Origin of the sequence: Microbacterium sp. DT81.1 (assembly GCF_049844955.1) — a bacterium.
In the GTDB taxonomy this organism is placed as follows: Bacteria; Actinomycetota; Actinomycetes; order Actinomycetales; family Microbacteriaceae; genus Microbacterium.
This window is the reverse complement of sequence record NZ_JBNCMA010000007.1, coordinates 225,039-246,957: the sequence shown is the minus strand read 5'-3', so window position 1 is coordinate 246,957 and position 21,919 is coordinate 225,039. Positions and strand designations below refer to the sequence as shown.

General features: G+C 68.3%; 21 protein-coding genes and 3 tRNA genes. 6 read left to right on the top strand and 18 right to left on the bottom strand.

Annotated features, from left to right (window positions below):
• Positions 1–55: 55 nt before the first annotated feature.
• The 6 genes from ACLQ2Q_RS18975 to ACLQ2Q_RS18950 form a co-directional block, all read right to left on the bottom strand.
• Positions 56–1,042: a tyrosine-type recombinase/integrase gene (locus tag ACLQ2Q_RS18975; RefSeq protein ID WP_425822785.1), complete on the bottom strand. Its 987-nt coding sequence runs from the start codon at positions 1,040–1,042 to the stop codon at positions 56–58.
• Between the two features lie 200 nt (positions 1,043–1,242).
• Positions 1,243–1,479, bottom strand: coding sequence for a helix-turn-helix domain-containing protein (locus ACLQ2Q_RS18970; protein WP_425822783.1), 237 nt, complete (start codon positions 1,477–1,479; stop codon positions 1,243–1,245).
• A 173-nt stretch (positions 1,480–1,652) separates the two neighbouring features.
• Positions 1,653–1,726 (bottom strand) — tRNA-Met (locus tag ACLQ2Q_RS18965).
• 26 nt (positions 1,727–1,752) lie between these two features.
• Positions 1,753–1,824: transfer RNA gene (locus ACLQ2Q_RS18960), tRNA-Thr, on the bottom strand.
• Between the two features lie 71 nt (positions 1,825–1,895).
• Complete coding sequence (locus tag ACLQ2Q_RS18955) at positions 1,896–3,128, bottom strand: M23 family metallopeptidase (protein ID WP_425822781.1); 1,233 nt, start codon at positions 3,126–3,128, stop codon at positions 1,896–1,898.
• A gap of 263 nt (positions 3,129–3,391) precedes the next feature.
• Positions 3,392–4,183 carry an inositol monophosphatase family protein gene (locus ACLQ2Q_RS18950; protein WP_425822779.1) on the bottom strand — a complete coding sequence of 264 codons (792 nt, stop codon included), beginning with the start codon at positions 4,181–4,183 and terminating at the stop codon, positions 3,392–3,394.
• A gap of 30 nt (positions 4,184–4,213) precedes the next feature.
• Between ACLQ2Q_RS18950 and ACLQ2Q_RS18945 the strand changes: the two genes are divergently transcribed.
• Complete coding sequence (locus ACLQ2Q_RS18945) at positions 4,214–5,821, top strand: phytoene desaturase family protein (protein ID WP_425822777.1); 1,608 nt, start codon at positions 4,214–4,216, stop codon at positions 5,819–5,821.
• Between the two features lie 32 nt (positions 5,822–5,853).
• Here ACLQ2Q_RS18945 and ACLQ2Q_RS18940 read toward each other — a convergent pair whose 3' ends face one another.
• The 3 genes from ACLQ2Q_RS18940 to ACLQ2Q_RS18930 all read right to left on the bottom strand — a co-directional run bounded on the left by ACLQ2Q_RS18940 (position 5,854) and on the right by ACLQ2Q_RS18930 (position 8,166).
• Positions 5,854–6,900, bottom strand: coding sequence for a hypothetical protein (locus ACLQ2Q_RS18940; RefSeq protein ID WP_425822775.1), 1,047 nt, complete (start codon positions 6,898–6,900; stop codon positions 5,854–5,856).
• Positions 6,901–7,018: 118 nt separating this feature from the next.
• A complete protein-coding gene (locus ACLQ2Q_RS18935) occupies positions 7,019–7,576 on the bottom strand; it encodes a YbaK/EbsC family protein (RefSeq protein WP_425822773.1) in 558 nt (185 codons plus the stop codon).
• A gap of 26 nt (positions 7,577–7,602) precedes the next feature.
• Entirely contained in the window at positions 7,603–8,166 is a 564-nt protein-coding gene (locus tag ACLQ2Q_RS18930) for a TetR/AcrR family transcriptional regulator (protein WP_425822771.1), read from the bottom strand.
• Between the two features lie 50 nt (positions 8,167–8,216).
• Between ACLQ2Q_RS18930 and ACLQ2Q_RS18925 the strand changes: the two genes are divergently transcribed.
• Together ACLQ2Q_RS18925 and ACLQ2Q_RS18920 are read left to right on the top strand one after the other, a co-directional pair.
• On the top strand, positions 8,217–9,284 hold the full coding sequence (locus tag ACLQ2Q_RS18925; protein ID WP_425822769.1) for an SDR family NAD(P)-dependent oxidoreductase: 1,068 nt from the start codon (positions 8,217–8,219) through the stop codon (positions 9,282–9,284).
• A 172-nt stretch (positions 9,285–9,456) separates the two neighbouring features.
• Positions 9,457–9,771: an EthD family reductase gene (locus ACLQ2Q_RS18920; RefSeq protein WP_425822767.1), complete on the top strand. Its 315-nt coding sequence runs from the start codon at positions 9,457–9,459 to the stop codon at positions 9,769–9,771.
• A gap of 255 nt (positions 9,772–10,026) precedes the next feature.
• Here the strand turns inward: ACLQ2Q_RS18920 and ACLQ2Q_RS18915 are convergent.
• From ACLQ2Q_RS18915 to ACLQ2Q_RS18900, 4 genes are all read right to left on the bottom strand, one after another.
• A tRNA-Tyr gene (locus ACLQ2Q_RS18915) sits at positions 10,027–10,111 on the bottom strand.
• A gap of 166 nt (positions 10,112–10,277) precedes the next feature.
• Positions 10,278–11,195 (bottom strand): PfkB family carbohydrate kinase, encoded by a 918-nt coding sequence (locus tag ACLQ2Q_RS18910; protein ID WP_425822765.1) that lies wholly within the window; start codon positions 11,193–11,195, stop codon positions 10,278–10,280.
• On the bottom strand, positions 11,192–11,686 hold the full coding sequence (locus ACLQ2Q_RS18905) for an FBP domain-containing protein (protein WP_425822894.1): 495 nt from the start codon (positions 11,684–11,686) through the stop codon (positions 11,192–11,194). Before ACLQ2Q_RS18905 ends, ACLQ2Q_RS18910 begins: the two co-directional genes overlap by 4 nt.
• Before the next feature lie 42 nt (positions 11,687–11,728).
• On the bottom strand, positions 11,729–12,631 hold the full coding sequence (locus tag ACLQ2Q_RS18900) for a bile acid:sodium symporter family protein (protein WP_425822763.1): 903 nt from the start codon (positions 12,629–12,631) through the stop codon (positions 11,729–11,731).
• A 78-nt stretch (positions 12,632–12,709) separates the two neighbouring features.
• On the opposite strand from ACLQ2Q_RS18900, the gene ACLQ2Q_RS18895 reads away from it, so the two are divergent.
• Positions 12,710–13,459, top strand: a complete 750-nt coding sequence (locus ACLQ2Q_RS18895; RefSeq protein ID WP_425822761.1) for a class I SAM-dependent methyltransferase — start codon at positions 12,710–12,712, stop codon at positions 13,457–13,459.
• A 3-nt stretch (positions 13,460–13,462) separates the two neighbouring features.
• On the opposite strand, the gene ACLQ2Q_RS18890 is transcribed toward ACLQ2Q_RS18895, so the two are convergent.
• The 4 genes from ACLQ2Q_RS18890 to ACLQ2Q_RS18875 form a co-directional block, all read right to left on the bottom strand.
• Positions 13,463–14,266, bottom strand: a complete 804-nt coding sequence (locus ACLQ2Q_RS18890; RefSeq protein WP_425822759.1) for a hypothetical protein — start codon at positions 14,264–14,266, stop codon at positions 13,463–13,465.
• A gap of 7 nt (positions 14,267–14,273) precedes the next feature.
• Positions 14,274–15,191: a sugar ABC transporter permease gene (locus ACLQ2Q_RS18885; protein ID WP_425822892.1), complete on the bottom strand. Its 918-nt coding sequence runs from the start codon at positions 15,189–15,191 to the stop codon at positions 14,274–14,276.
• Positions 15,192–15,228: 37 nt separating this feature from the next.
• Complete coding sequence (locus ACLQ2Q_RS18880; protein WP_425822757.1) at positions 15,229–16,860, bottom strand: ABC transporter permease subunit; 1,632 nt, start codon at positions 16,858–16,860, stop codon at positions 15,229–15,231.
• Between the two features lie 89 nt (positions 16,861–16,949).
• A complete protein-coding gene (locus ACLQ2Q_RS18875; protein ID WP_425822754.1) occupies positions 16,950–18,191 on the bottom strand; it encodes a sugar ABC transporter substrate-binding protein in 1,242 nt (413 codons plus the stop codon).
• A 260-nt stretch (positions 18,192–18,451) separates the two neighbouring features.
• Here ACLQ2Q_RS18875 and ACLQ2Q_RS18870 point away from each other — a divergent pair, with 260 nt between their 5' ends.
• On the top strand, positions 18,452–18,940 hold the full coding sequence (locus ACLQ2Q_RS18870; protein ID WP_425822752.1) for a YajQ family cyclic di-GMP-binding protein: 489 nt from the start codon (positions 18,452–18,454) through the stop codon (positions 18,938–18,940).
• A 202-nt stretch (positions 18,941–19,142) separates the two neighbouring features.
• Here ACLQ2Q_RS18870 and ACLQ2Q_RS18865 read toward each other — a convergent pair whose 3' ends face one another.
• On the bottom strand, positions 19,143–20,174 hold the full coding sequence (locus tag ACLQ2Q_RS18865; RefSeq protein WP_425822750.1) for an alpha/beta hydrolase: 1,032 nt from the start codon (positions 20,172–20,174) through the stop codon (positions 19,143–19,145).
• 75 nt (positions 20,175–20,249) lie between these two features.
• On the opposite strand from ACLQ2Q_RS18865, the gene ACLQ2Q_RS18860 reads away from it, so the two are divergent.
• Complete coding sequence (locus ACLQ2Q_RS18860; protein WP_425822748.1) at positions 20,250–21,914, top strand: alkaline phosphatase D family protein; 1,665 nt, start codon at positions 20,250–20,252, stop codon at positions 21,912–21,914.
• Positions 21,915–21,919: the final 5 nt, after the last annotated feature.

Sequence of the window (21,919 nt, the reverse complement as noted above, 5' to 3'; positions counted from 1 at the left end):
TTGACCGCCCTCAAGTAGGTTATCGACTGGCCGGGTCCCGCCATGAAGTCCGGAGCTAGGGCTCGGGCGCCAGTCGCTGAAGTATCTGAGCGGGCACGGGGTCCACCGTCCGATCAGGTTCGGCGTAGTGCTCGCGGGTCGTGGCCACGGAGGTGTGGCCGAGTACGGCGGCGGCCGTCTCGATGTTCACTTCGTTGGCGAGCAGCGTCGCGCCGGTTCGGCGGAACGCATGAGGGGTGATATCGGCTCCCTCGAGTCCCGCCAGCTGGAGGATCTGCCGGAAGGTGCGACGCACATTGTGCGGCGCGAGGGGTGTGCCGTTCCTGGTGAAGAAAAGCAAGTGCTCCTCCGTCTCTGTGCCAAGGAGAGCCAACCGCCGCCGAATGATCGCGGCCGCGAACGGTGGTACGGCGACGACCCGATTTGATTCGTCGGTTTTGGGAGTCGGCTGCCGCAGCACACCGATTCCTTGGCGTACGACGACGGTGCCCGACACCGTTACGGTCGGGGGGTTCGCGGCCATGTCCGCGTCGCACTTGCGCAGTGCCAGCGCCTCGCCGATCCGCATGGCCGTGCCGAGCATCACCTCGATGAGGTCGCGGACCTGACCGTCCGGGTGAGGTCCTAGGGACCCCTTCTCCATCCGCCAGTCCCGAGCGGCGGTCCGAATGGCCTGGATCTGCGCCCGCGTGAGGGCCTTTGGGGTTCGCTTCGGCGTCTTCTTCCGGGAAGTCTCCTTCACGGGATTGCGGGGAACCAGCTCCCGCCGAACCGCGAAGCCCATGACCATGCTCAGGATCGTGCGTGAGTGCTTCGCCCGCGCGAAGGACCTGGTCCGCTGCTCCTTAAGGAATCGCTCGACCCGGCCGACGGTCACTTCTCGGACGGTGTAGTGCTGGAAGGTGGGCAGAACGAGGCTGCGCAGTTCCCGCTCATAGACCTCTTTGGTGCCCTCCGACCGGTCGGTGTCCAGGCGCAGATCCGCGAGCCAGGCCTCGGCCAGATCGGTGAACGGGGAGTCGGCGGAGAGGCTGCCGCTCATGTCCTCACCGCGCATCCGCTCGGCAAGCTTCCGTTTCAGCGCGCCCTTAGCCGCGTTGCCGCTAGCCCCGGTCGCGACAACCTGACGGGCCTTTCCATCCCAGTCACGAAAGCGGGTTGTCGCCCGGAAGCGGTCACCAGCGATCTTGGTGATCGTGATGTCACCGAACGTCCCAATCGATAGACGTGGACGTCCGGCCATCAAAGCTCGCCTCCAATGGGAACCCGCTGCGGTTCCGGCTCATGCAGGCGGTTCAGCCACTTCTTCACGTCCGAGATGCGGTAGCGCAGTTCCCGTCCGACGCGGATGCCGGCCGGACCACGGCCGTCCGCGCGCAGATCGTAGATCGCCTGCACGTGCACGCCGAGGTATTCGGCGAGCTCGCTGGTGGTCAGCATCGGCTCCAGGCCCAGCCCGGAGAGCTGTTCGCGGTTCATACCTAGGAGGTAAGCCAGGTCGACCCAGGTCGGTCGAACTGGCCCGAGCACCTGTTCTGTGCGGGCCACCAACGCGCGGCAGCGCAGCGATAAGTGTTGAATAAACGTTGGACGCATCGAATCTCTGTCCCTTAGTGTGGGACAAGAAATCCTGGTCAACCGAGGTTTCGTTGTAGCAGGAGCGGGGCTTGAACCCGCGACCTCACGATTATGAGTCGTGCGCTCTCACCAACTGAGCTACCCTGCCGCGCGGCATCCGATGAAGGATGTCCGAGCCCCGAGTCAGGATTGAACTGACGACCCCTTCCTTACCATGGAAGTGCTCTACCACTGAGCTATCGGGGCGCACCCGCAAGCGGGCAACCACAAGAGAATACCACCGCGGGGCGGTACTCAAGAAACCGAGACGGACCTCATCAGCCGCCCGCGTGCGCCCGCAGCCACGGGAGCGGATCGATCGGGGTCGTTCCGTTCACGAGCAGCTCGAAGTGCAGGTGCGCGCCGTAGGAACGCCCCGTATTCCCGGTGTGCCCGACGATCGTTCCGACGGTGACCTGCTCACCCTCCGAGACCTCGAGCGACCCGTACTGCATGTGGGCGTAGTGGCTCGTGATGAGCTGCCCGTCGATGACGTGGTCGATGTAGACCGTCACTCCGTAGGCGCCGCCCGACTCGGTCGCGATGCGCACGGTGCCGTCGGCGATCGCCTGGATGGGAGCTCCCTCGCCGGGGGTGAAGTCCAGACCCTCGTGCATCCGGCCCCACCGCTGTCCGAAGCCGCTGCTGAGACCGACTCCGACCGCGAAGGGCCACTGGATAGGCGAGTTCTGGTCGTTGGTGAAGACCGATGACGTGTAGTTGATACCGGACTCGGCCGCGATCTCGGCCAGAGACACGGCGGAGTATCCCTCCGTGCGGTCGAGCTCGGCGTTGGCAACCTCGGCTGGCGCAACGTAGGCCTGGATCTCCTCGGTCTCCTTGGAGACCTGCGTCGGGTTCTGTGAAGGGGCGATCGACATCGTGCCGTCGACCGTCGAGCGAGCCGCGGCGACGGCCTGGGCCGGCGTGGTCATGCCGACCGTGAGGAGCCCGACGATGCCCATGACGCCCACGGAGAACGATGCGGTCGCAATGCGTCGGAACGAGGCGCCTCGATTGCGCGCGCTGGTCGGGGCGACGCGGGGCGCGGAGGGGGCCGCGACGGGAGGAGCCACCTCTGCCTCGACGGGCGGGATGACGCGCGTCTCGCCGGTGAAGCTGAAGAGCTTGGCGGCGTGGGCGAACTCGTCGATCTCCGCTTCGGCGGCCGTCTCGACCAGGACTTCGGGCTCGGGCAGGACCTCCGGCTCGCGCAGCTCGAACTCGTCGGCGGCTTCGTGAACGGCTTCGCGGACGGGCTCGACGATCGGAGCGGCGGCCTGCGCGCTCGGCGCGGTGAACGCCTGGGCACGGCTGCTGCGCCGGGTGACGGGAGCGGCGAGGGCGAGAGCCGGAGTTGCTGCCTCGACGATCACTCGAGGGGCGGGGACAGGAGGCGTCTCAGCCGGGCGGTTCCAACCGGCCTGGACGGTGGGCACGGTCCCGGTCGATCGCTTGCGCAGCCCCGAGCGGGAGGTCGAGTCACCGCCGATCGGAGGAGCCGTGGGCATCGCTCTGTCTCTGGTCGAACGCCGCGTGGGCGCGGGCTCGGCCATGGGTGTGTCAAGGGGCAACGCGCAGGGAACTCTCGTGTCGTGCCGCTTCGGGTGCGGCAATCGGCCGTCGGGGGGAGCTACGTCGCCAATCGGGGGGGAGGCGATGTAACGATACGGTAAACACTACAGGGGAGCACCTGGGAATGCCATGTAAGGCCCTTGGGCGCGCCGTCTCAATATGCAATGAAACCGGGTGCCGTGCGACGCGCGACCCGGCGTCACCCTTCGATGATCTCCTCGATGGCCCGGTACACGGCATCCCCGGCCGCTATGGTCATCGCCGATCCGGCGGCCGCTCCACGATAGCCGCCGACCCGTCCACCCGCTTCGATCACGAGGAGGGCACCGGCCGCGTGATCCCAGGGATTCAGGCCGCGCTCGAAGTAGCCGTCGAGGCGTCCGGCAGCGACATAGGCGAGGTCGAGGGATGCGGCGCCGATGCGCCTCAGGTCGCGCGCGACGGGCATCACGCGGCGAACCCGTGCGAGGTCGCCATCGTGGGTGGCGGGGTCGTACCCGAACCCCGTGGCCAGCAGCGCGCCCGCTGGTGCTTCATCGTTCACGTGCAGGCGCTCATCGCCGAGCCACGCGCCATCGCCTCGCGATGCCGCGAACAGCTCCCCCATCGCCGGGGCGAAAACCGCGCCTGCGAGCGCCGTCCACGTCTGCGGGTGGGGTGGACCCTCGACCGCGGCGATGCTGACCGCGTAGGCCGGGATGCCGTAGGCGTAGTTGACCGTCCCATCGATCGGGTCGACGACCCATGTGATGCCGGATGCTCCTTCTTCGGCGCCCGACTCCTCCCCCAGGAAGCCGTCGTCGGGTCGAGCGGCGGCGAGCCGGGCGCGGATCAGCGCCTCGACCTCGCGGTCGGCATCGGTGACGATGTCGGCGATCGCAGACTTCGTGGCCGCGATGGAGACGCCCTCCGCGCGCCGTCGCTTCGCGAGAGCACCGGCCTCGAGGGCGATGTCGGTGGCCAGCTCGAGGAGGTCTGCTTCGCGGGTCATGGCTCAACGCTAGCCGGGTACCGTGAAGTCATGGTTTCCAGCACCGGCGCGGGCTTCACCCACGACGTCGTGATCGTCGGCGGTGGCCACAACGCGCTGGTGGCGGCGGCATATCTGGCTTCGGCCGGCAGATCTGTCGTCGTGCTCGAGCGCCTCGGCCACCTCGGCGGGGCCGCCGTCTCGGCGCGCCCGTGGCGTGGCGTCGACGCAAACCTCTCGCGCTACTCCTACCTCGTGAGCCTGCTCCCGCGCCGCATCATCGACGATCTCGGGCTCGGCATCCAGCTGCGCCGGCGGCGGTACTCCTCCTACACGCCGGATCCGGCAGATCCGTCGCGCGGCATCCTCGTGGACACTCAGGATGCCGAGGCGACGGCACGCTCGTTCGCCCGCGTGACGGGCGACGACGCAGAAGCCGGGCGCTTCGCCGGCTTCTACGACCGCCTGGCGCCGCTGGCCCGTGCGCTGTTCCCAACGCTCACCGAGCCTCTGCCGACCAGGGCGCAGGCTCGTGCACGCCTGGGTGACGAAGAGGTCTGGGAGTCGGTCATTGAGCGCCCGCTCGGCGCCCTCGTACGGCGTACGCTCGAGTCGGACATCGCCCGGGGCATCGTGATGACCGACGGTCTCATCGGCACGTTCGCGAGCGCCGACGAGTCGAGCCTGCGACAGAACCGCTGCTTCCTCTACCACGTGATCGGCGGGGGCACCGGGGACTGGGACGTGCCGGTCGGCGGCATGGGTCGCGTGTCGGCCGAGCTCGAACGCGCGGCGCGCTCGGCCGGTGCGGAGCTGCGCACCGACTCCCCCGTCACTCAGGTCTCGCCGGATGGCGAGGTCCGAACGGCCGGTCCCGCTCCGGCGACGGTTCGGGGACGGCTGGTGCTGAGCGGAGTCGGCCCCGCCGTGCTGGCCGAACTTCTGCGGGCAGGTGGGGCGCCGCCTACGGATGCCGAGCGCCCGTCCGGAGCTCAATTCAAGGTCAACATGCTGCTCCGTCGGCTGCCCCTACTGCACGATGCAGACGTGTCGCCGGAGACCGCATTCGCCGGCACCTTCCACATCAACGAGACGCTGACGCAGCTGGAGTCGGCTCACGCGCAGGCCGCTGCCGGCGGCATCCCGCGGCCCCTCCCTGCCGAGGTGTACTGCCACTCCCTGACGGATCCGTCGATCCTCGGCCCCGATCTCCAGGCGTCCGGAGCCCAGACCCTGACCCTGTTCGGCTTGCACGTGCCCCACGCCATCGCGGCCGAGGGCGACCCCGACCAGGTGCGTGATGCCCTGCTGGCGGCCGCGCAGCATTCGCTGGAGTCGGTGCTGGCCGAGCCTCTGTCCCCGCTGCTGTACGAGGCGCCCGACGGCTCCCCCTGCATCGAGGGACGCACGACGCTCGACCTCGAGCACTCGCTCGGCATGACCGGCGGCGACATCTTCCACGGCCCCCTTTCGTGGCCGTGGGTCGATTCGGCCGACATCCTCGACGACCCGGCGGCCCGGTGGGGCGTCGCCTCGGGCCGTGAGCGGGTGCTGATGTGCGGATCGGCCGCGCGGCGAGGCGGCGCGGTGAGCGGCATCGGGGGGCACAACGCCGCCATGGCCGCCCTGGAGATCCTGGGCGACGATCGCGACGGCTGACGGGCCGGCCGAACGGGTCGGCCGAGCGGCCGTCAGGGCAGCGGCGGCCGCGGGGGCAGGGGCGGGGGCGGCGGGTACTCGCCCTGCGCCGGCGCGGTCTGCGGGGCGGATGACGGGGGCACCGCCGCGGAGGGCGCGGGTGCCGGATGCGCCGGTGCCGGGTGCGCCGGTGCCGGGTGAGAGGGTGCCGGGTGAGAGGGTGCCGGGTGCGCGGCTGCAGAAGGCAGCCCCGCCGGATACGCCGATGCCGCGGCGGGCGGAGGCGCGTAGGTCGGATACCCCGTGTAGTAGGCGTTCCAGTCGGGCGTCCCGTCGGGCATCACCGGCAACGGGGTCATGCCGTCCGCGTACGTCGGCCACTGCTGGGTCGGAGCGGGGTAGTGGAACGGCGAAGCCTTGGGCGCCGCGGGCTTCTTCGGCGCACTCAGGGCGTTGATCAGCGGCACCAGCGCGGTGCCGACGGCCGCGAGGATGGCCAGGGCCACCACGACTCTCCAGTAGAACTCCGCGTAGTCGATCTCGCGCGGGAAGAACAGAGGGACGAGCAGCATCACGACGAGGATGCCGACCAGGGCGATCGTCACCATGGTCACCACGGTGGTGAACGTCGTGACGTAGCGCGAATGCGCCTTCAGGTAGAGGCGCACGTGCAGAAGCGCCAGACGAAGGATCACGACGATCGCCAGGAACTCGAAGAACCGGGTGACGCCGTTGTCCCACCCGTACATGTCGAAATCGTTGTAGGTGCTGTAGTACGGCATCCAGATCTTGAGCGCACCGGCGAGCAGCGCGATGACCCACGCGACCATGCTGGCGATGACGTACCAGTCCGGCCGACGCGGAGCGACCTGCGAGTCGTACAGCGCGGCACACGCGAACCCCGCCAGAAGCAGGATCGTCAGGAACGCCCTGCCGACGATGTCGTTCTGGGAGCCCACGAGCACCCAGATCACGCAGACGATGGCCGCGGCGATCAGGGCGCCGATCGCGATCCAGACGGCGCCGCGCATGAGGGTCGGGCGGCCCTTCGCGGCTGCTGCCGGTTGCTGGGGACGCAGTTCGTGGCCGGGCGCGGTCATCGTGGTCCTCTCTCGCGGCGGGATGCCCCGCGTGCTCATCCTGACACGCGCCCGATGGCCGAGAACAGGGTCCCCGTGCCCTGTGGATACCCGTGGCGCCGGGGTTCCTGTGGAGGGATCAGCCGACCGAGCGGCCCAGCGCCTCGATCACCTGCGCGCCCGGCAGGGCTGCGAGGACGGATCCGGGGAGGAAGAGCTTGCTCGCCCGCACCCCGCCGCCGATCACGACCTCCCGGGAAGCCGCGACCGCAGCATCCACGAGGATCGGCCAGTCGGCCGGCAGGCCGATCGGCGTGATGCCGCCATACTCCATCCCGGTCAGGGCGACGGCTTCGTCCATCGGCGCGAACGATGCCGAGCGCACATCCAGGTGACGGCGCACGAGGCCGTTGACGTCCGCCCTTGTCGAGGCGAGCACCATGCAGGCTGCATAGCGCACGTCGCCGCCCCGCTTCCCCTTGACCACGACGCAGTTCGCCGAGGCATCCATCGAGATTCCGTAGCGCTCGCAGAACGCCGCGGTGTCCGCCACGTTCGGATCGATCGGGGCCACTCCCACGGATGCCGCGAGCGCGGGGTCGAGGACCCCCAGCGCGGCGGTCACGGGTACAGCGAGCAGCTCCGGATGCGCCAGCGCGGGCCGTGCGGTGAGGGTTCCGGTGGCTGTCCACTCCATCCCGACAGGCTACCCAGCCGGCATCCTCATGCGGTCAGCGCCGTGAAGGCGGCGTGGAACATCCGCCGAGCCCGTTCGATGATCTGGGGGCGCGCAGGCTCGGGGGTATAGGCCACCGCGTAGGCCAGCATCGTGATGGCGACCAGCACGTCGTCGACGGTCGCGCCCCCGCCGATGCGACCCGCCTCGTGATCGCCGGCCACGAGCGCCACGACGATCGCGCGCACCCGCCCGGCCAGGGCGACCGCCCGTTCGTCGTGCTGGTTCTCCGTCATGATCTCGATGAGCGCCGTCGAGGCCATCGCCTGCTCCGAGATGCTGAGGAAGAGGTCATCGACAGAGCGCTCGGCTCCGACGAGCGCCTCGAGTTCGTTGATGTTCTCGTCGAAGACCGCGACGGCGAGCGCCAGCCGATCGGGGAAGTGCCGGTAGAGGCTGCCCTGCCCCACGCCCGCCCGGCGTGCCACGGCGTTCAGCGGCGCGCGCATCCCCTCTTCGGCGAAGACCTCGCGCGCTGCGGCGATGATGGCGCGGCGATTCTCGGGGCCCGCGCTCGGTCCTCGGTTTGCTTTGGGCTGATCGCTGTCCACTGATGTATCGTATTACCGGACATTGCTGTCCGGTAGAAAGGGAGACCCGAATGACCACCATCAATACACAGCGCCTCACCGGCGACACCTCCATCGCGAACTGGCTCGCCGACCCGGTGGGCGGTCCGATCCTGCGAGACATGCTGGCCCAGGGCGGCCAGTCGGCCGACGTGTTCCGCCCGGTGAGGCGCCTCGCGATCAAGCGGCTCGTCGGCATGAGCAAGGGCGCGTTCAGCCAGGAGACACTCGACGAACTCGTGCGCCGCGCGGCCGCGGGCGAAGTGCCCGCCGGTGTCGAGGCCGAGTCCGTCGTCGACGCGGATGACGCCGCCGCCACCGCCAGCGTGCCCCTGCGCGAGTGGAAAGAGCGCATCGACTCGGGCCGCTTCACCGGGCAGACCGTGATCGTGACGGGAGCCGGATCCGGCATCGGCCGCGCGACGGCATCCCGGATCGCACGCGAAGGCGGTCGCGTCATCGCGGTGGACATCTCGCAGGAGCGCCTCGACGAGTTCCGCGCAGAGCACGCCGGCGCTGACGTCGTGCCGGTCGTGGGCGACATCACGGATGACGCGTCGATCGCCGAGATCGTCTCGGCCGCGGGCGACACCGTCGACGCCCTCGCCAACATCGCCGGGATCATGGACGACATGACGCCCGTCGGCGATGTGACGGATGCCGTGTGGGACCGCGTGTTCCGGATCAACGTGACGGGCACCATGAAGCTCATGCGCGCCGTCATCCCCACGATGCTCGCCCAGGGCGGCGGCTCCATCGTCAACACCGCTTCGGAGGCGGCGCTCCGCGGCTCCGCCGCCGGCGCGGCCTACACGGCGTCGAAGCATGCGGTGGCCGGGCTCACGAAGAGCAGCGCCTTCATGTACGGACCCTCGGGCATCCGCGTGAACGCGGTGGCGCCCGGACCCACCATCACGAACATCGAGGCGAACTTCGCCTCGGCGCTCGGCGCCGAGCGCGTACGCGTCGGCATGTCGGTGATGCCGGATCCCGTCGAGCCCGATGCCCTCGCGGCATCCATCACGTTCCTGCTGAGCGATGACGGCGTCAACGTGAACGGCGTGATCCTCGCCTCGGACGGCGGCTGGTCGGCCGCGTAGTCGTCGACCGCTGCCTCGGTCGCTTCGTGTCGCCTCCCCCATCCGGGAAGCGGCGCGAAGCGACTCCGCCGAGTGCCTGGGCGGCGCCCGCGTGCGCGCGACGACTCGTCTTGTGCCCCTCGGCACAGCGTGGGAAGATCCAGCCACGATTCTGAGCACGAGGAAGTGACTCATGGCCTATCGCATCACCGTCGCCTACCGGCAGCCCACCGATCCCGCGGCGTTCGACGAGTACTACCGCAGCACGCACGTCCCCATCGCCAGTCGGATACCAGGCGCCATCCGCCTCACCGCGGGCCACATAGACTCCATCGACGGATCCACACCGGAGTTCTATCTTCTCGGCGAGGTCCTGTTCGAGTCCAAGGACGATGCACTCGCCGGATTCGGTTCACCAGAGGGCCAGGCGGCGGTCGCCGACATCGGCAACTTCGCCGATCGCGGCGTGGTCATGCTGCTCAGCGACGAGGAGTTCTCCGTCCCCTAACGGCAGGGTCTCGGTTCTCCCGAGTCTGGGGCGGGGTTCTCCCGAGTCGGGGGCGGGGTTTGGGGCGCTTTGCGCTCCTCGGGGCGGAAGAGGTGCGACCCGAAGAGACTGCGGCGCCCCAATCCCGCTGGATCGAGCCTGGACGCGAACAGCGGCGCACCAACGACGAGAGCCCGGCCGATGGCCGGGCTCTCATAGAAAATGTCACAACCTAGGTCGCGACTCAGATGACCTCTCTGTCGCGGCCCAGGACAATGGTGGCGAGTGAGGGATTCGAACCCCCGAATGCTGAGCAGTCTGATTTACAGTCAGATCCCTTTGGCCGCTTGGGTAACTCGCCAGTGCGCACCCGCCCGACTTTTCCAGACGATCGGAGGCGCGAGAAGCCATATTACTCCGTGAACCGGGGGTACCGAAATCGGCGCCGGAAGGCGGAACGCGGCGCTGCCCAATCTGCACACGCTCCGGCGGTGAACGCCGCCAGAACGCGAATCGACAGCGCGGAACTAAGTGCCCAGCGACTCCAGATCGACGTCGAGCAGAGCCGATGGCAGGCGGAGCAGGGCACCCTCGAAGCGGCAGGTCGCGGCCGCGACATCCATCGCCCGCTCCAGCGCCAAGGCCCAGGCATCCTCGTCCTGCGGTCTGTCGGCGACCAGCAACGCCACCGCCGCGGCGAGCGTCGCATCGCCCGCACCCATCGTGTCGACGATCGCGCCAGGCAGCGTCGATACCGGGCGCGTGACGAGCACATCGGCCGCCTCCAGCGTGGCCCCCGCCGCCCCGTGGGTGGCGAGCACGGCCGACGCGCCGAGATCGATCAGCCGGGCGCGCAGCTCGTCGAGCTCCACCCCGTACAGCAGCTGGGCGTCGTCGTCGCCGACCTTGATCAGGGCCGCATCCGCCACGAGCTGCTCGAACCCGCGCACGAACTCCGCGCGGTCGGTCAGCAAGCCGGACCGCGGATTCGGGTCGATGACGAGGGCCGCTCCGCGCACCGCGTCGGCCAGCTCGAGCGTCTGCGCCACATCGTCGAAGGGGAAGCAGCTGATCACCACGTACGGCGCGACCGCGATGGCCGAGCGCTCCGCATCGCCGAACCGGATGCGGCGGGATTTGGCCGCCTCGTTGAACACATACTCCGGCTCACCGGCTCGCGAGCGCACGCTCACCGCCCGTGATGTGCCGCGAGGGGACGCAGTGGCGATCAGTTCGACCTCGAAGTCGCCGAGGTATGCGCGGATGTGAGCGCCGTCCTCGTCCTCTCCCACCATCGCGATCAGCGAGGTCGGCACCCCCAGCCGGCCGAGACCGACCGCGACATTGAGTGCGGCGCCGCCGACGAACTCGCGGACCCCTCGGTCATCGCGCAGTTCGTCGATGAGGGCATCGCCGACGACGACAACCCGCCCTTGCTCGGTCATACGGCAGCCCCTTCCAGAACCTTCTCGACGAACGCCTCAGAGCGCTGCCGTGCGCCATCGATGCGCCGGTCGACGCTCCCCCGCACCTCGTTCGGTGCGAGCGGGAACGCCAGACGCACGTTCTCGTGACACGAGAGGTCTGCGCAGATGTACGTGCCGATGCTGTCACCCGCCTCTCCCGCCGGCCGTGCACGGCGCGCGGTGAAGAGCGCCACCTGGTCGGCCGGCTGCATGGTGTGGCAGATGTTGCAGAGTGCGGATCGCGCGCGCGAGGTGCCTTCCGCCGCTCGCAACACGACGCCGGTCGGTCGCCCGTCACGTTCGGTGACGATGTAGCCGCGGCTGCGCGTGCGCGGGTCTCGCCACGCGAAGAAGTCCAGGTGATCCCAGTCGGTCAGCAGGAAGTCGGGCGGCAGTGCGGCCAGTCGCAGCTCGTCGGGATCGGCGTTCACAAAGGACGCGCGCAACTCGGTCTCGGTCAGCGGACGCATGGGCATCACCTCATTGCCAGTCTAAGAACGGTGCGTGCCAGTCTACGAACGCGCGGACGCCTCGGGCTCTGCCTCGGCGGCGGCGCCGGCATCCGCTCTTCTGCGTTCGCGGATCAGGAAACCGAACCCGAAGGCGATGAAGAACATCAGCACGCCGTAGACGGCTGCCGGCAGGCTGAGCTCCACGGAGCCGAGCACGGTCTGCGCGATGACGATGGCCAGGGTCGCGTTGTGGATGCCGATCTCGAACGACGTCGCGATCGCCTGGCGGGTCCCGATCCCGAGCCAGCGAGGCACGAAGTATCCGATCGCGAGGCTGATCAGGCAGAACACGATCGTGATGAGGGCGAGGCGTGCGAAGTTGTCCAGCAGCAGCGCCCAGTTCGACGCCACCGCCCCGACGATGACGATGACGAGGACGAAGACCGAGATGATGCGCACCGGCTTGTCCATCCGATCTGCGAACCGCGGCCACAGCCGGCGGACGAGCATGCCGAGCGCGACCGGCAGCAGCACGATCGCGAACACCTCGGCGGCTTTGGCCCATTGCATACCGAGCTGGTCGTCGAAGGGCTCGAAGTACCAGATGGCGAAGTTGGTGATGAGCGGCAGCGTGATCACGGCGATCACGGAGTTGACGGCGGTCAGGGAGATGTTGAGGGCGATGTCGCCCCGGAAGAGGTGGCTGTAGAGGTTCGCCGTCGTTCCGCCGGGTGAGGCGGCCAGCATCATCATGCCGACCGCGAGCACGGGCGGGAGCTGGAAGGCGAGCACCAGGCCGAAGCAGATGGCGGGCAGCACGAGCAGCTGACAGACCAGGGCGATGAGCACTGCCTTCGGCTGCTTGAGGACGCGCGCGAAGTCCGCGATCGTGAGGCTGAGCCCCAGGCCGAACATGATGATTCCGAGGGCTACGGGCAACCCGATGGTGGTCAACGCTGACATGGAACTCAGTATCCAGTACGTCGGGACCGCGTGCCTACCGCCTGTGGAGGACCCGGTGGGCGTCGCTACGCTGGCGGGATGGTGGATGGTGCCGATGAATCGGGCTGGTCGGATGTCGCGGCCGGATGGGCCGAGCTGTGGGGCGACTTCGCGGGTCCCGCGCGGCGCGCGCTGATGGATGCGGCTGATATCGGGCCCGGCACGCGAGTGCTCGACGTCGGATGCGGCAGCGGGGAGTTCCTCGCACTGCTGCGCGATACTGGAGCCTCGGCCGTCGGCGCCGATCCCGCACCCGCGATGGTCGGGCTCGCCCGGCGCACCGGAGTCGAGGTCGTGGTGGCGGGCGCCGAATCGCTTCCCTTCGACGACGGAGTCTTCGAGGTGGTGACCGCCGTCAACGCCCTGCAGTTCGCCGCGGACACCACGGACGCCCTTCATGAGTTCGCCCGCGTAGTCGGCCCTGGTGGGCTGATCGCCGTCTCGAACTGGGCGGAGGGCGCCCGCAATGATGTCGACGTGATCGAGGCCGCCGTGGCCTCCGCACTCGAGGACGAGCCGCGGCCAGACGGACCGCTCCGGTCGGCCGGAGGACTCGAGGCGGCCCTGCGCGCCGCGTCGCTCGAGCTGGTGGCGGCGGGCATCGTCGACGCGCCATGGCACGCAGCCGATGAGGACACCCTCGTCCGCGGCATCCTGCTCGGCGAGGACGAGGAGACGATCGACGAGCTGAAAGCCGTGGTGACCGCCGCCGCGGAGCCGTTCGGCGACGGCTCGGGCGGCTACGTGCTGCACAACGCGTTCCGCTGGGCGGTCGCGCGCGCGAGGTGAGGCCTAGGGTCGGGCTTGACGCCAGCACAGACGCGCCGCGACGGCATCGGCGGCCCGACTCGGGAACTCCGGCCAGCCGGGCTCGAGGATCTCGCGGGCGAAGTCGAACAGTCCGTGGGCCGCGTCTTCGACGGGTGCGTCGAGCAGCGCGGCGATCCGGCCTCCCCACTCCGGAAAGTCGCGCTCGAAGCGCCGCAGAGGGTCGATCGTGTCGCGGAGGGTTGTGGAGCGCTCCGAGAAGCGCCCCCGGATGGCACGCACGAGGTGCTGCACGGCCGCACCCCGCACGAACTGCCCGCCGCCCAGCACCTCGCCTCTGCGCACGCGCCCGACACCGATCAGGAGCTTGACGAGCACGAGGCTCGCGTCGTTGGCGGGATCGAATGAATCGGCTGCCGCGGCACGCGCGCGGGCGCGAGCCAGGAGACCCGCAACCGAGCCCGCGTCGTCATCCAGCACCACCGTGGCCTCCCCCGCGACCGCCCCCGCCAGCTCTTCGACATCCGAGAATGCGAACTCGAAGACGTGCCCGTCGTCGTAGACGGCGACGAACCCGATCTCGCCCTCCCTCGCGGTCAGGACAAGCTGGTCCTGGTCGGGCAGCCAGCTCAGGTCGGGGCGGAGTTCGTCGCCGCGACCGCTCTCGATGAGCGCGAAGAAGTCGTGATCGGACCACTCGTCGCGCCGGTCGGCGGCCTCATCGGATGCCGATCCCAGAAGCATGAGGCCGAAGAGTCCCTCACGCTGCCGCACACCATCGGCGAGACCGGCGCTCAGCGCGTCGAAGCGTTCGAACCTGCCGCGCATGCCCCGTCTACTTCACGCTGCCGGCCGTGAGCCCGCCGACGATGAATCTCTGCAGCGAGAGGAACACCGCCATAGGAAGGATCGCCGCCACGACTGCCCCCGCGGCGAAGACGCTCCAGTTCTTCGATTGCGCGTTGGAGACGAACTGGAAGAGCCCGACGGAAAGCGTCTGCTTGTCGACGTCGATCAGGACCACCGAGGCGATCACGTACTCGCCGAACGCTACGGTGAAGGCGAGCAGGCCGATGACGGCGAGGATCGGCGCGACCAGGCGCAGGATGATCGTGAAGAAGATGCGCGCGTGTCCGGCACCGTCGATCTTTGCCGCCTCGTCGATCGAGGCCGGCACGGTGTTGAAGAACCCGTACATCAGATACGTGTTCACCCCGAGCGCCCCACCGAGGTACACCATGATCAGGCCGATGAGCGAGTTCAGGCCGAGCGCCGGGAACACGTCGGAGATGGCCGACATCAGCAGGAAGATCGCGACGAAGGCCAGCAGCTGGGGGAACATCTGCACGAGAAGCAGAGTGAGCAGTCCGAAACGCCGTCCCGTGAACCGCATGCGGGAGAACGCATACGCGGCGAGGGCGCAGAGGAACACCGTCCCGACGGCCGTGGCGAGGCCGACGATGAGCGTGTTCACCCACCACGCCGCGTAGGGGTAGTTCGGGTCCTGGAACAGCGCGAAGTAGCTCTCGAAGCTGATGTTGGAGAAGAGCGAATTCGCGGTGAGGAGCGTGCCCCCGGGATTGAGGGAGGCCGAGAGGACGTATACGAGCGGGAAGACGGCGAACAGCAGCACGGCGATGCCGACGATGTGCCGCCATCCGGTCTCGCGAAAGTACTTCGAGAATGGCCGACGGGGAAGCTTCGCTTCCTTCGGGGCTTTCTCGAGGACTGCCGCGTAGTCGACGGCGAGCATCTCCGGAGCGGTGCCGGCGGATTGTTCTGCGCTCATGTCAGTTCAACTCCTCGAGGGCCTTGGTCTGTCGGAACGCGATCCACGAGATGGTTCCGACGAGAAGGAAGATGATCACCGAGAACGCGCTGGCGAGCCCATAGTCGCGCTCGGCGCCGACGAACGCCACCTTGTACACCATCGAGATCAGGATGTCGGTCTGACCGACGTTGATGGAGGCGTTGGGGAAACGCGGGCCGCCCTGGGTCAGGAAGTAGATCAGCACGAAGTTGTTGAAGTTGAACGCGAACGACGAGATCAACAAGGGGGCAACCGAGACAAGGAGCAACGGGAACTTGATGTATCGGAAGATGCCCCACACCCCCGCACCGTCGACCTTCGCCGCCTCCTGGATGTCTTCGGGGATGGACTGGATCGCTCCGGTGCACACGAGGAACATGTACGGGAAGCCGAGCCAGAGGTTGACGGTGAGGATCGCGATCTTCGCCAACCACGGATCCTGCAGCCACGGTATGGCGGCGCCGCCGAAGAACCACTGGTTGATGATGCCGAAGTCCTGATTGAACATTCCCGCCCAGACCAGCGCCGTCAGGAAGCCGGGGAACGCGTAGGGCAGGATGACGATCACTCGATAGAAGCGCTTGCTCTTCATCCGTGGATCATTGAAGACGATCGCGAGGAAGAGCCCGAGCGCGAACGTGGTCACCACGGACAGGATGGCGAAGACGAATGTCCAGACGAGCACATAGAGGAACGGGCCGCGGATCGACGGTTCGGTGAACGCGGCGATGTAGTTGTCTGCGCCGACCGCCACCTGCCAGCCCGGCAGCAGTTCTGTGCCGTCCTCCGCCGTGAATGCGCCCGTGCCGATGTCGCTGTAGACGGTTCCCGTCTCCGTGTCGGTCATCGTGTCGGCGACGGGGTCCCACGCGAGCGTCGAGGTGAAGACGTACGCGGTCGAGCCGTCGGTCGTGCGAAGGAAGCCGTCGTTCGGGTCGTCGGTGAGCGGGACGGCGAGAGAGGCGATGGCATCCTGGTTGGCCAGGATGCCCGCGAAGTCGAGCGTGGTGTAGCCGTCGACGCCGACCGCCTGCTCACCCTCGAACTGAGCGTCATCGACCTCGGCGAGAGGCTGGTCTGCTCCGCCGAGCAGCGCCTCTCCCTCCTCGTCGGTCGCCAGAAGGTAGAAGCCGCCGCTCTGCTCGAGGATCTTGACGGGATAGGCAGCGGAATCCTCCACGCGGGTCTGCGACTGCAGCAGCAGCGCATTGACCGCGTCATCCTTGGACGAGTTGTGCCCGGACCCGTAGTTCGTGAAGGAGACGTAGACGGTGTAGATGATCAGGAAGATCTGGAAGACCAGCAGGAACAGGATGCCGGGGGTGAGGTACTTCGCGGGAAGCAGTCCCGGCGTCAGGTAGACGAGATTCACCGCGATCACGACGATCGCGATGATGAGCGGCATCAGCCAGTTGTCCTGCGCGATCAGCACGAAGATGCCGTAGACGGCGAGGGCATCGATGATCGCGAGCGACGCGATCTTGACCAGCCAGACCTTCCAGCCCGCACCGGCAGCCTCCGCGTATGCGGCCGCGCGCCTCTGTCTGCGCTGGATCGCCTTGTCGGCAGGGGTTCCCGCCACGCGTTCTTCCTCGAGCGTGGGCCCGGTCATGGTCGGCTCCTGTCTCGGGCTGTGCCCTGGTGGTTGAGAGAGTAGAGGGCGGGGCGGCGCCCGTACAGGCGTCGCCCCGCACCGACCGACTAACCGTCGATCTTGGCCTGGATGTCCTCGGTCATCTTCGTCCACGTGGCCGCCGGGTCGGCGCCCTTGATGATCGCGGCTTCAGCGACACCCCACGCCTCCCACACGCTGCCCATCTCGGGGATGCTCGGCTGCGGGGCGCCGTTGGCTCCGACGTCACCGAAGCCCTTGGTGATGGGATCGGACTGCGCTGCCTCGTAGGCGGCCTTCAGCGCTGGGGGACGATCTCCCACCTCGTAGAGGGCGGTCTGCACGTCTTCGCGCGCCATGTAGTTCACGAGGAACTCATTCGCGGCGAGCGTGTTCTCCGACTTCGCGCTGAGATAGAAGCCCTGCACGCCCACGAACGGCGCGGCGACCTCGCCACCCGCGGTCGGGATCGGGTCGATCGCGACCTCGATGCCCTTGGCCTGCGCGTCGGCAACGTTCCACGGTCCGGTGATGATGAACGGCGTCTCACCCGAGTTGAAGGCCTCTTTCGAGAGATCCTGCGTCAGGTTGAGGTTCACCGTGCCTGCGGCACCCTGCTGACCGAGCCAATTCGCGTACGCGAGGCCGGCCTCGTCGCCGATCGTGAGCTGCGAACCGTCGTAGGTCCCGTCCTCGTTCTGCGCGAAGACCGAGTTGCCGAACGAGGTCTGGAATCCGTAGAGGTGATACGGATCGGCGTTCTCCGGGTTCAGTCCGACGACGAAGGGGTACTTCGTTCCCGCCGCGGCGCCCGCCGCGATCATGTCATCGAACGTCGCCGGGGCTTCGCTGGCGAGAGCGGTGTTGCGCATCAGCGCGATGTTCTCGATCGCGTACGGCAGACCGTAGACCTTGTCGTCATAGGTGAAGGCCGAGATGGCGACGTCGAGGAAGTCGCCTGCCTTGTCGCCGATCTCGATCGGTGCCACGAGGCCGTCCTGAACGAACTGGCCGAGCGCATCGTGGGCGGCGATCGTGATGTCGGGACCCTTGCCGGTCGGCACCTGAGCCGTGAAGTCAGCGGCGATCTTCGCGTTGTCCTTCACCACGAGCGTCACGTCGACGCCGGTCTCCTCCTCGAACGTCGCGACGACGTCCTTCAGCGCATCCGCGCGGTTCTGGTCGACCCAGACGGTCAACTCTCCAGCCATCTCGGGTGCGGACGAGGGGGTGTCCCCGCTCTCGCCGCCGCCGGCGCAGCCGGCGAGTACCAGCATGCTTCCTGTCACGAGCGCGCCGAGTGCGAGCGCGCCGCTCCTGTTCACCTTCATCGGTGTTGCCTTCCTCACGTGTGGGAATGAGTGCAGCCGTCGCGGCACCGGGGGCGCCATTGCAGCCGTTCCTCTGCTCGCATTTATGCAAGCGCTTACATTTCTATCATCGCCGCCCGAAACGTCCTCACCTCGCTGGGCCATCGATATCAACTCGTGACCCAACCCGCCGGCCGAGCCGCGAGTCGGCACTCCGGCTCTGGAACCCCTCGCTCCCCGGCGCCTGCACCGACATCGCACGCCCCGGTAGACTTTCCCGCATGGCTGATTCATCGTTCGACATCGTCAGCAAGGTCGATCACCAGGAGGCGGACAACGCCCTGCAGCAGGCGCGCAAAGAGGTCGAGCAGCGCTACGACTTCAAGGGCACCGGCGCGTCGGTCGAGTGGAGCGGCGAGGCGATCCTGATCAGGGCGAGCTCGGAGGAGCGGGCGAAGGCGGTGCTGGATGTGCTGCAGAGCAAGTTCGTCAAACGCGGCATCAGCCTGAAGAGCCTCGAGTCGGGAGATCCGGTGCCCAGCGGCAAGGAATACCGCATCACCTCCACGATCAAGGACGGCATCTCGCAGGAGAACGCCAAGAAGATCGGCAAGATCATCCGCGACGAGGGACCGAAGTCGGTCAAGTCGCAGATCCAGGGCGACGAGCTGCGCGTGCAGTCCAAGAGCCGCGACGACCTGCAGTCGACCATCGCGCTGCTGAAGAACGCCGACCTCGACGTCGACCTGCAGTTCATCAACTTCCGCTGAGGCCCGCTGCGCGAGTGTCCGGAGGGACTCCTCGGCGCTGCGCACCGTACCGACTCGCGGGGGATCGAGGCCTATCGCGACTTTCGCGGAGGCAGGGTTCCTCCGCGACGTGACCTCAATGTACGCGGATTGTCGGCCGAACGCGGGCTGACGCGGGGCGTGATCCGCTATATCGACGGCCGGTGATATCGCCCCTCGCGACTCAGTCGTAGGTTGCGGGCGACAGGGGCAGGCGCTTGGTGCCCAGGCACCCCATCACCCACCGGTCCAATCGTTCGTACGCCACATCCCGCGCGTCCGCACGCGAGAGGAAGACGTCGTGGAGCGCGCCCGGAACGCGCTCGACGGTGACGGATTCCCCCAGCTTGAGCGCGGCGCGGGCGATGTCGTCGACGACCAGCACGGTGTCGGCGCGGGTGAGGTCGTCGGACCACCGGGTCGGCACCGCCGACTTGGCCGAAAGCAGCGTGCACACCGGAGCTTGGATGCCGAGGCCCAGCGCGACCTTGGAGTGCCCGACGAGGATGGCGTTGAGCCAGGCACTGTGCACCGTCCAGGACTGCTCGGGGCGCCACTCCGGGCGCACGTCCAGGTCGGCACCGCGCGCCTCGCGCTGGGCGCGCGTGTAGAAGCCGAAGTCGACCTGCGGCAGGGTCTCCAACGGTCGCAGCCGCGCCTGCAGCCCGACCATCGGCGCCACCGCGACGCGGGTGACGGCGCTGAGCTGGAATTCCAGCCACGGGCTGTTCAGTATGACGGCGTCCGCCTCCCCCGGGTGGCTCCCCGCCCAGAGGCTCAGCACGAGCCCTCCGGTGGAGTGGCCGACGAGCACCAGCCGCCTCTCGTGCTTCGAGCCGTCGAGCGGTCGGCCCATCGCGGAGAGGGCGGCCGCGATGTCGTCGTCGTAGGTGTCGAGGTCGGCGATGTAGCCCGGGGTCTGCCCGGGGCGCAGGCTGCGTCCGTATTTCCGCAGGTCGAGGGCGTAGAAGTGCGCGCCCCGGTCGGTCCAGTACTTGGCGAGGCTGCGTTGGAAGAAGTAGTCCGACCAGCCGTGCACGTACAGCACATCGACGTCCTCGAGCGGCGGCCGCGGCATCCGCCACCACTCGTGATGAGCGAGCGCGCGCACCAGCGTCGCGACGACGGGACCCTCGCTGTCGTCGTCGAGCGGCAGCGTCAGCTGCCGGAAGGGCTCCCCCAGAACGTCGGGCTGCCACTCCGGGGTCTCGGTCACCCGGCCAGCCTAGCGACGGGTCGGCCGACGACCCGACCCGTGGCAGGCGCTTGCCGGGGGCGCTAGACATGGACCATGGCATCCACTCCGCTCCTCATCGGTCCGATGCTGCGCTACACCGCCGAGACGTGTGCGAGCGTGTGGGTGGAGACTGACCGCGACGCCACGGTGAGCGTGCACGCCGGCGAGCGGGAGTGGAGCGCCCGAACGTTCGCCGTTCACAGTCACCACTACGCGCTCGTCGCCGTGGACGACCTCGTACCGGGATCCGTGCTGCCGTACGAGGTGCGGTTGGACGGCGAGCGCGTGTGGCCCGAGCCGGACTCTGCCTTCCCGGCGCCCGTCATCGCCGCCCGCGCCGCCGAGCGGCCCCTGCGCATGGCATGGGGCTCGTGCCGGACGAGCGTCGATCACGACGCGAAGGGAAACCGCACACACGGCGTCGACGCGATGCGCACATTCGCGCTGTCGCTGGCCGAGCACGCGTCGCTGCGCCCGGACCTCATCCTCCTGCTGGGCGACCAGGTGTACGCCGACATGACGACGGAGGCGATGCAGGAGTTCATCCGCGGCCGGCGGGACATCAGCGAGCCGCCCGGCAAGGAGCTCAAGGATTTCGAGGAGTACGCCCACCTCTACCGGCTCGCGTGGTCGGACGATGGCATCCGGTGGCTGCTCTCGACGGTGCCGAGCGCCATGATCTTCGACGACCACGACGTGCGTGACGACTGGAACGCCTCGCTGGACTGGAAGAAGCAGATGGATGCCACGTCCTGGTGGCACGGCCGCATCGTCGCCGGGCTGGCCTCGTACTGGGTGTATCAGCACCTCGGCAACCTCTCGCCGGCGCAGCGCGCGGCCGACGAGATCTGGCAGCGGATCGTCGCGCACACCGGTCCCGGCGAGGCGGATGTCAGCGGCGCGCTCGACGCCCTCGCCGATCGCATCGACCGCCAGCCGGACACGTACCGTTTCAGCTATCACCGCGACTTCGGCGACATCCGTCTGGTGGTCATCGACTCGCGAGCCGCACGCGATCTGACCCCCACCGCCCGCGCACTGGTCGACTCCACCGAATGGCAGTGGCTGGATGAGCAGCTGCGGGGTGGGTTCCGGCATCTGCTGATCGCGAGCTCCCTGCCGTTCCTGCTGCCCATCGGACTGCATCACGTGGAGTCATGGGACGAGGCCGTCTCGCAGGGCGCCTGGGGGAGGTTCCCCGCGCGGATCGGTGAGCGGCTGCGGCAGATCGTCGACCTCGAGCACTGGGCCGCCTGGCAGAACAGCTTCCAGGCGCTGGCCCGAACCCTCACCGAGATCGCCGACGGCGGCCGCGGCCCGGCGCCGGAGTCGCTTCTGATCCTCTCCGGCGACGTGCACTTCTCGTACATCGCCGAGGTCGAACGATCCGGCGGCGGCCGCATCGTGCAGGCCGTGTGCTCGCCGGTTCGCAACCCGCTGCCGATTCTCATGCGCTGGTTCTCGGTCGTGATGTCGTACGGCCTCGCCCGACCCGTGGGCGCCGTCGTAGCGCGCTCGGCGAAGGTGCCCGATCCGCCGTTCGAGTGGACCACGACCAAGGGGCCCTGGTTCGACAACAACCTCTCGGTGCTCGTGGAGACGCCGGACGGCCTGGAGCTGACGTGGCACAAGGGCGTCGTGCACGACGGTGACCAGCGGCATCCACGCATCGAGGAGGTCTCGCGGGTCGTGATCGGCGCCCGCACCTCAGCGGACTGAATCGG

Bases quoted from the DNA above. Each gene is read 5' to 3' on its own strand.
- ACLQ2Q_RS18975 (WP_425822785.1), bottom strand. From the start codon at position 1,042: ATGAGCGGCAGCCTCTCCGCCGACTCCCCGTTCACCGATCTGGCCGAG.
- ACLQ2Q_RS18970 (WP_425822783.1), bottom strand. From the start codon at position 1,479: ATGAACCGCGAACAGCTCTCCGGGCTGGGCCTGGAGCCGATGCTGACC.
- ACLQ2Q_RS18955 (WP_425822781.1), bottom strand. From the start codon at position 3,128: ATGCCCACGGCTCCTCCGATCGGCGGTGACTCGACCTCCCGCTCGGGG.
- ACLQ2Q_RS18950 (WP_425822779.1), bottom strand. From the start codon at position 4,183: ATGACCCGCGAAGCAGACCTCCTCGAGCTGGCCACCGACATCGCCCTC.
- ACLQ2Q_RS18945 (WP_425822777.1), top strand. From the start codon at position 4,214: ATGGTTTCCAGCACCGGCGCGGGCTTCACCCACGACGTCGTGATCGTC.
- ACLQ2Q_RS18940 (WP_425822775.1), bottom strand. From the start codon at position 6,900: ATGACCGCGCCCGGCCACGAACTGCGTCCCCAGCAACCGGCAGCAGCC.
- ACLQ2Q_RS18935 (WP_425822773.1), bottom strand. From the start codon at position 7,576: ATGGAGTGGACAGCCACCGGAACCCTCACCGCACGGCCCGCGCTGGCG.
- ACLQ2Q_RS18925 (WP_425822769.1), top strand. From the start codon at position 8,217: ATGACCACCATCAATACACAGCGCCTCACCGGCGACACCTCCATCGCG.
- ACLQ2Q_RS18920 (WP_425822767.1), top strand. From the start codon at position 9,457: ATGGCCTATCGCATCACCGTCGCCTACCGGCAGCCCACCGATCCCGCG.
- ACLQ2Q_RS18910 (WP_425822765.1), bottom strand. From the start codon at position 11,195: ATGACCGAGCAAGGGCGGGTTGTCGTCGTCGGCGATGCCCTCATCGAC.
- ACLQ2Q_RS18905 (WP_425822894.1), bottom strand. From the start codon at position 11,686: ATGCGTCCGCTGACCGAGACCGAGTTGCGCGCGTCCTTTGTGAACGCC.
- ACLQ2Q_RS18900 (WP_425822763.1), bottom strand. From the start codon at position 12,631: ATGTCAGCGTTGACCACCATCGGGTTGCCCGTAGCCCTCGGAATCATC.
- ACLQ2Q_RS18895 (WP_425822761.1), top strand. From the start codon at position 12,710: ATGGTGGATGGTGCCGATGAATCGGGCTGGTCGGATGTCGCGGCCGGA.
- ACLQ2Q_RS18890 (WP_425822759.1), bottom strand. From the start codon at position 14,266: ATGCGCGGCAGGTTCGAACGCTTCGACGCGCTGAGCGCCGGTCTCGCC.
- ACLQ2Q_RS18885 (WP_425822892.1), bottom strand. From the start codon at position 15,191: ATGCTCGCCGTCGACTACGCGGCAGTCCTCGAGAAAGCCCCGAAGGAA.
- ACLQ2Q_RS18880 (WP_425822757.1), bottom strand. From the start codon at position 16,860: ATGACCGGGCCCACGCTCGAGGAAGAACGCGTGGCGGGAACCCCTGCC.
- ACLQ2Q_RS18875 (WP_425822754.1), bottom strand. From the start codon at position 18,191: ATGAAGGTGAACAGGAGCGGCGCGCTCGCACTCGGCGCGCTCGTGACA.
- ACLQ2Q_RS18870 (WP_425822752.1), top strand. From the start codon at position 18,452: ATGGCTGATTCATCGTTCGACATCGTCAGCAAGGTCGATCACCAGGAG.
- ACLQ2Q_RS18860 (WP_425822748.1), top strand. From the start codon at position 20,250: ATGGCATCCACTCCGCTCCTCATCGGTCCGATGCTGCGCTACACCGCC.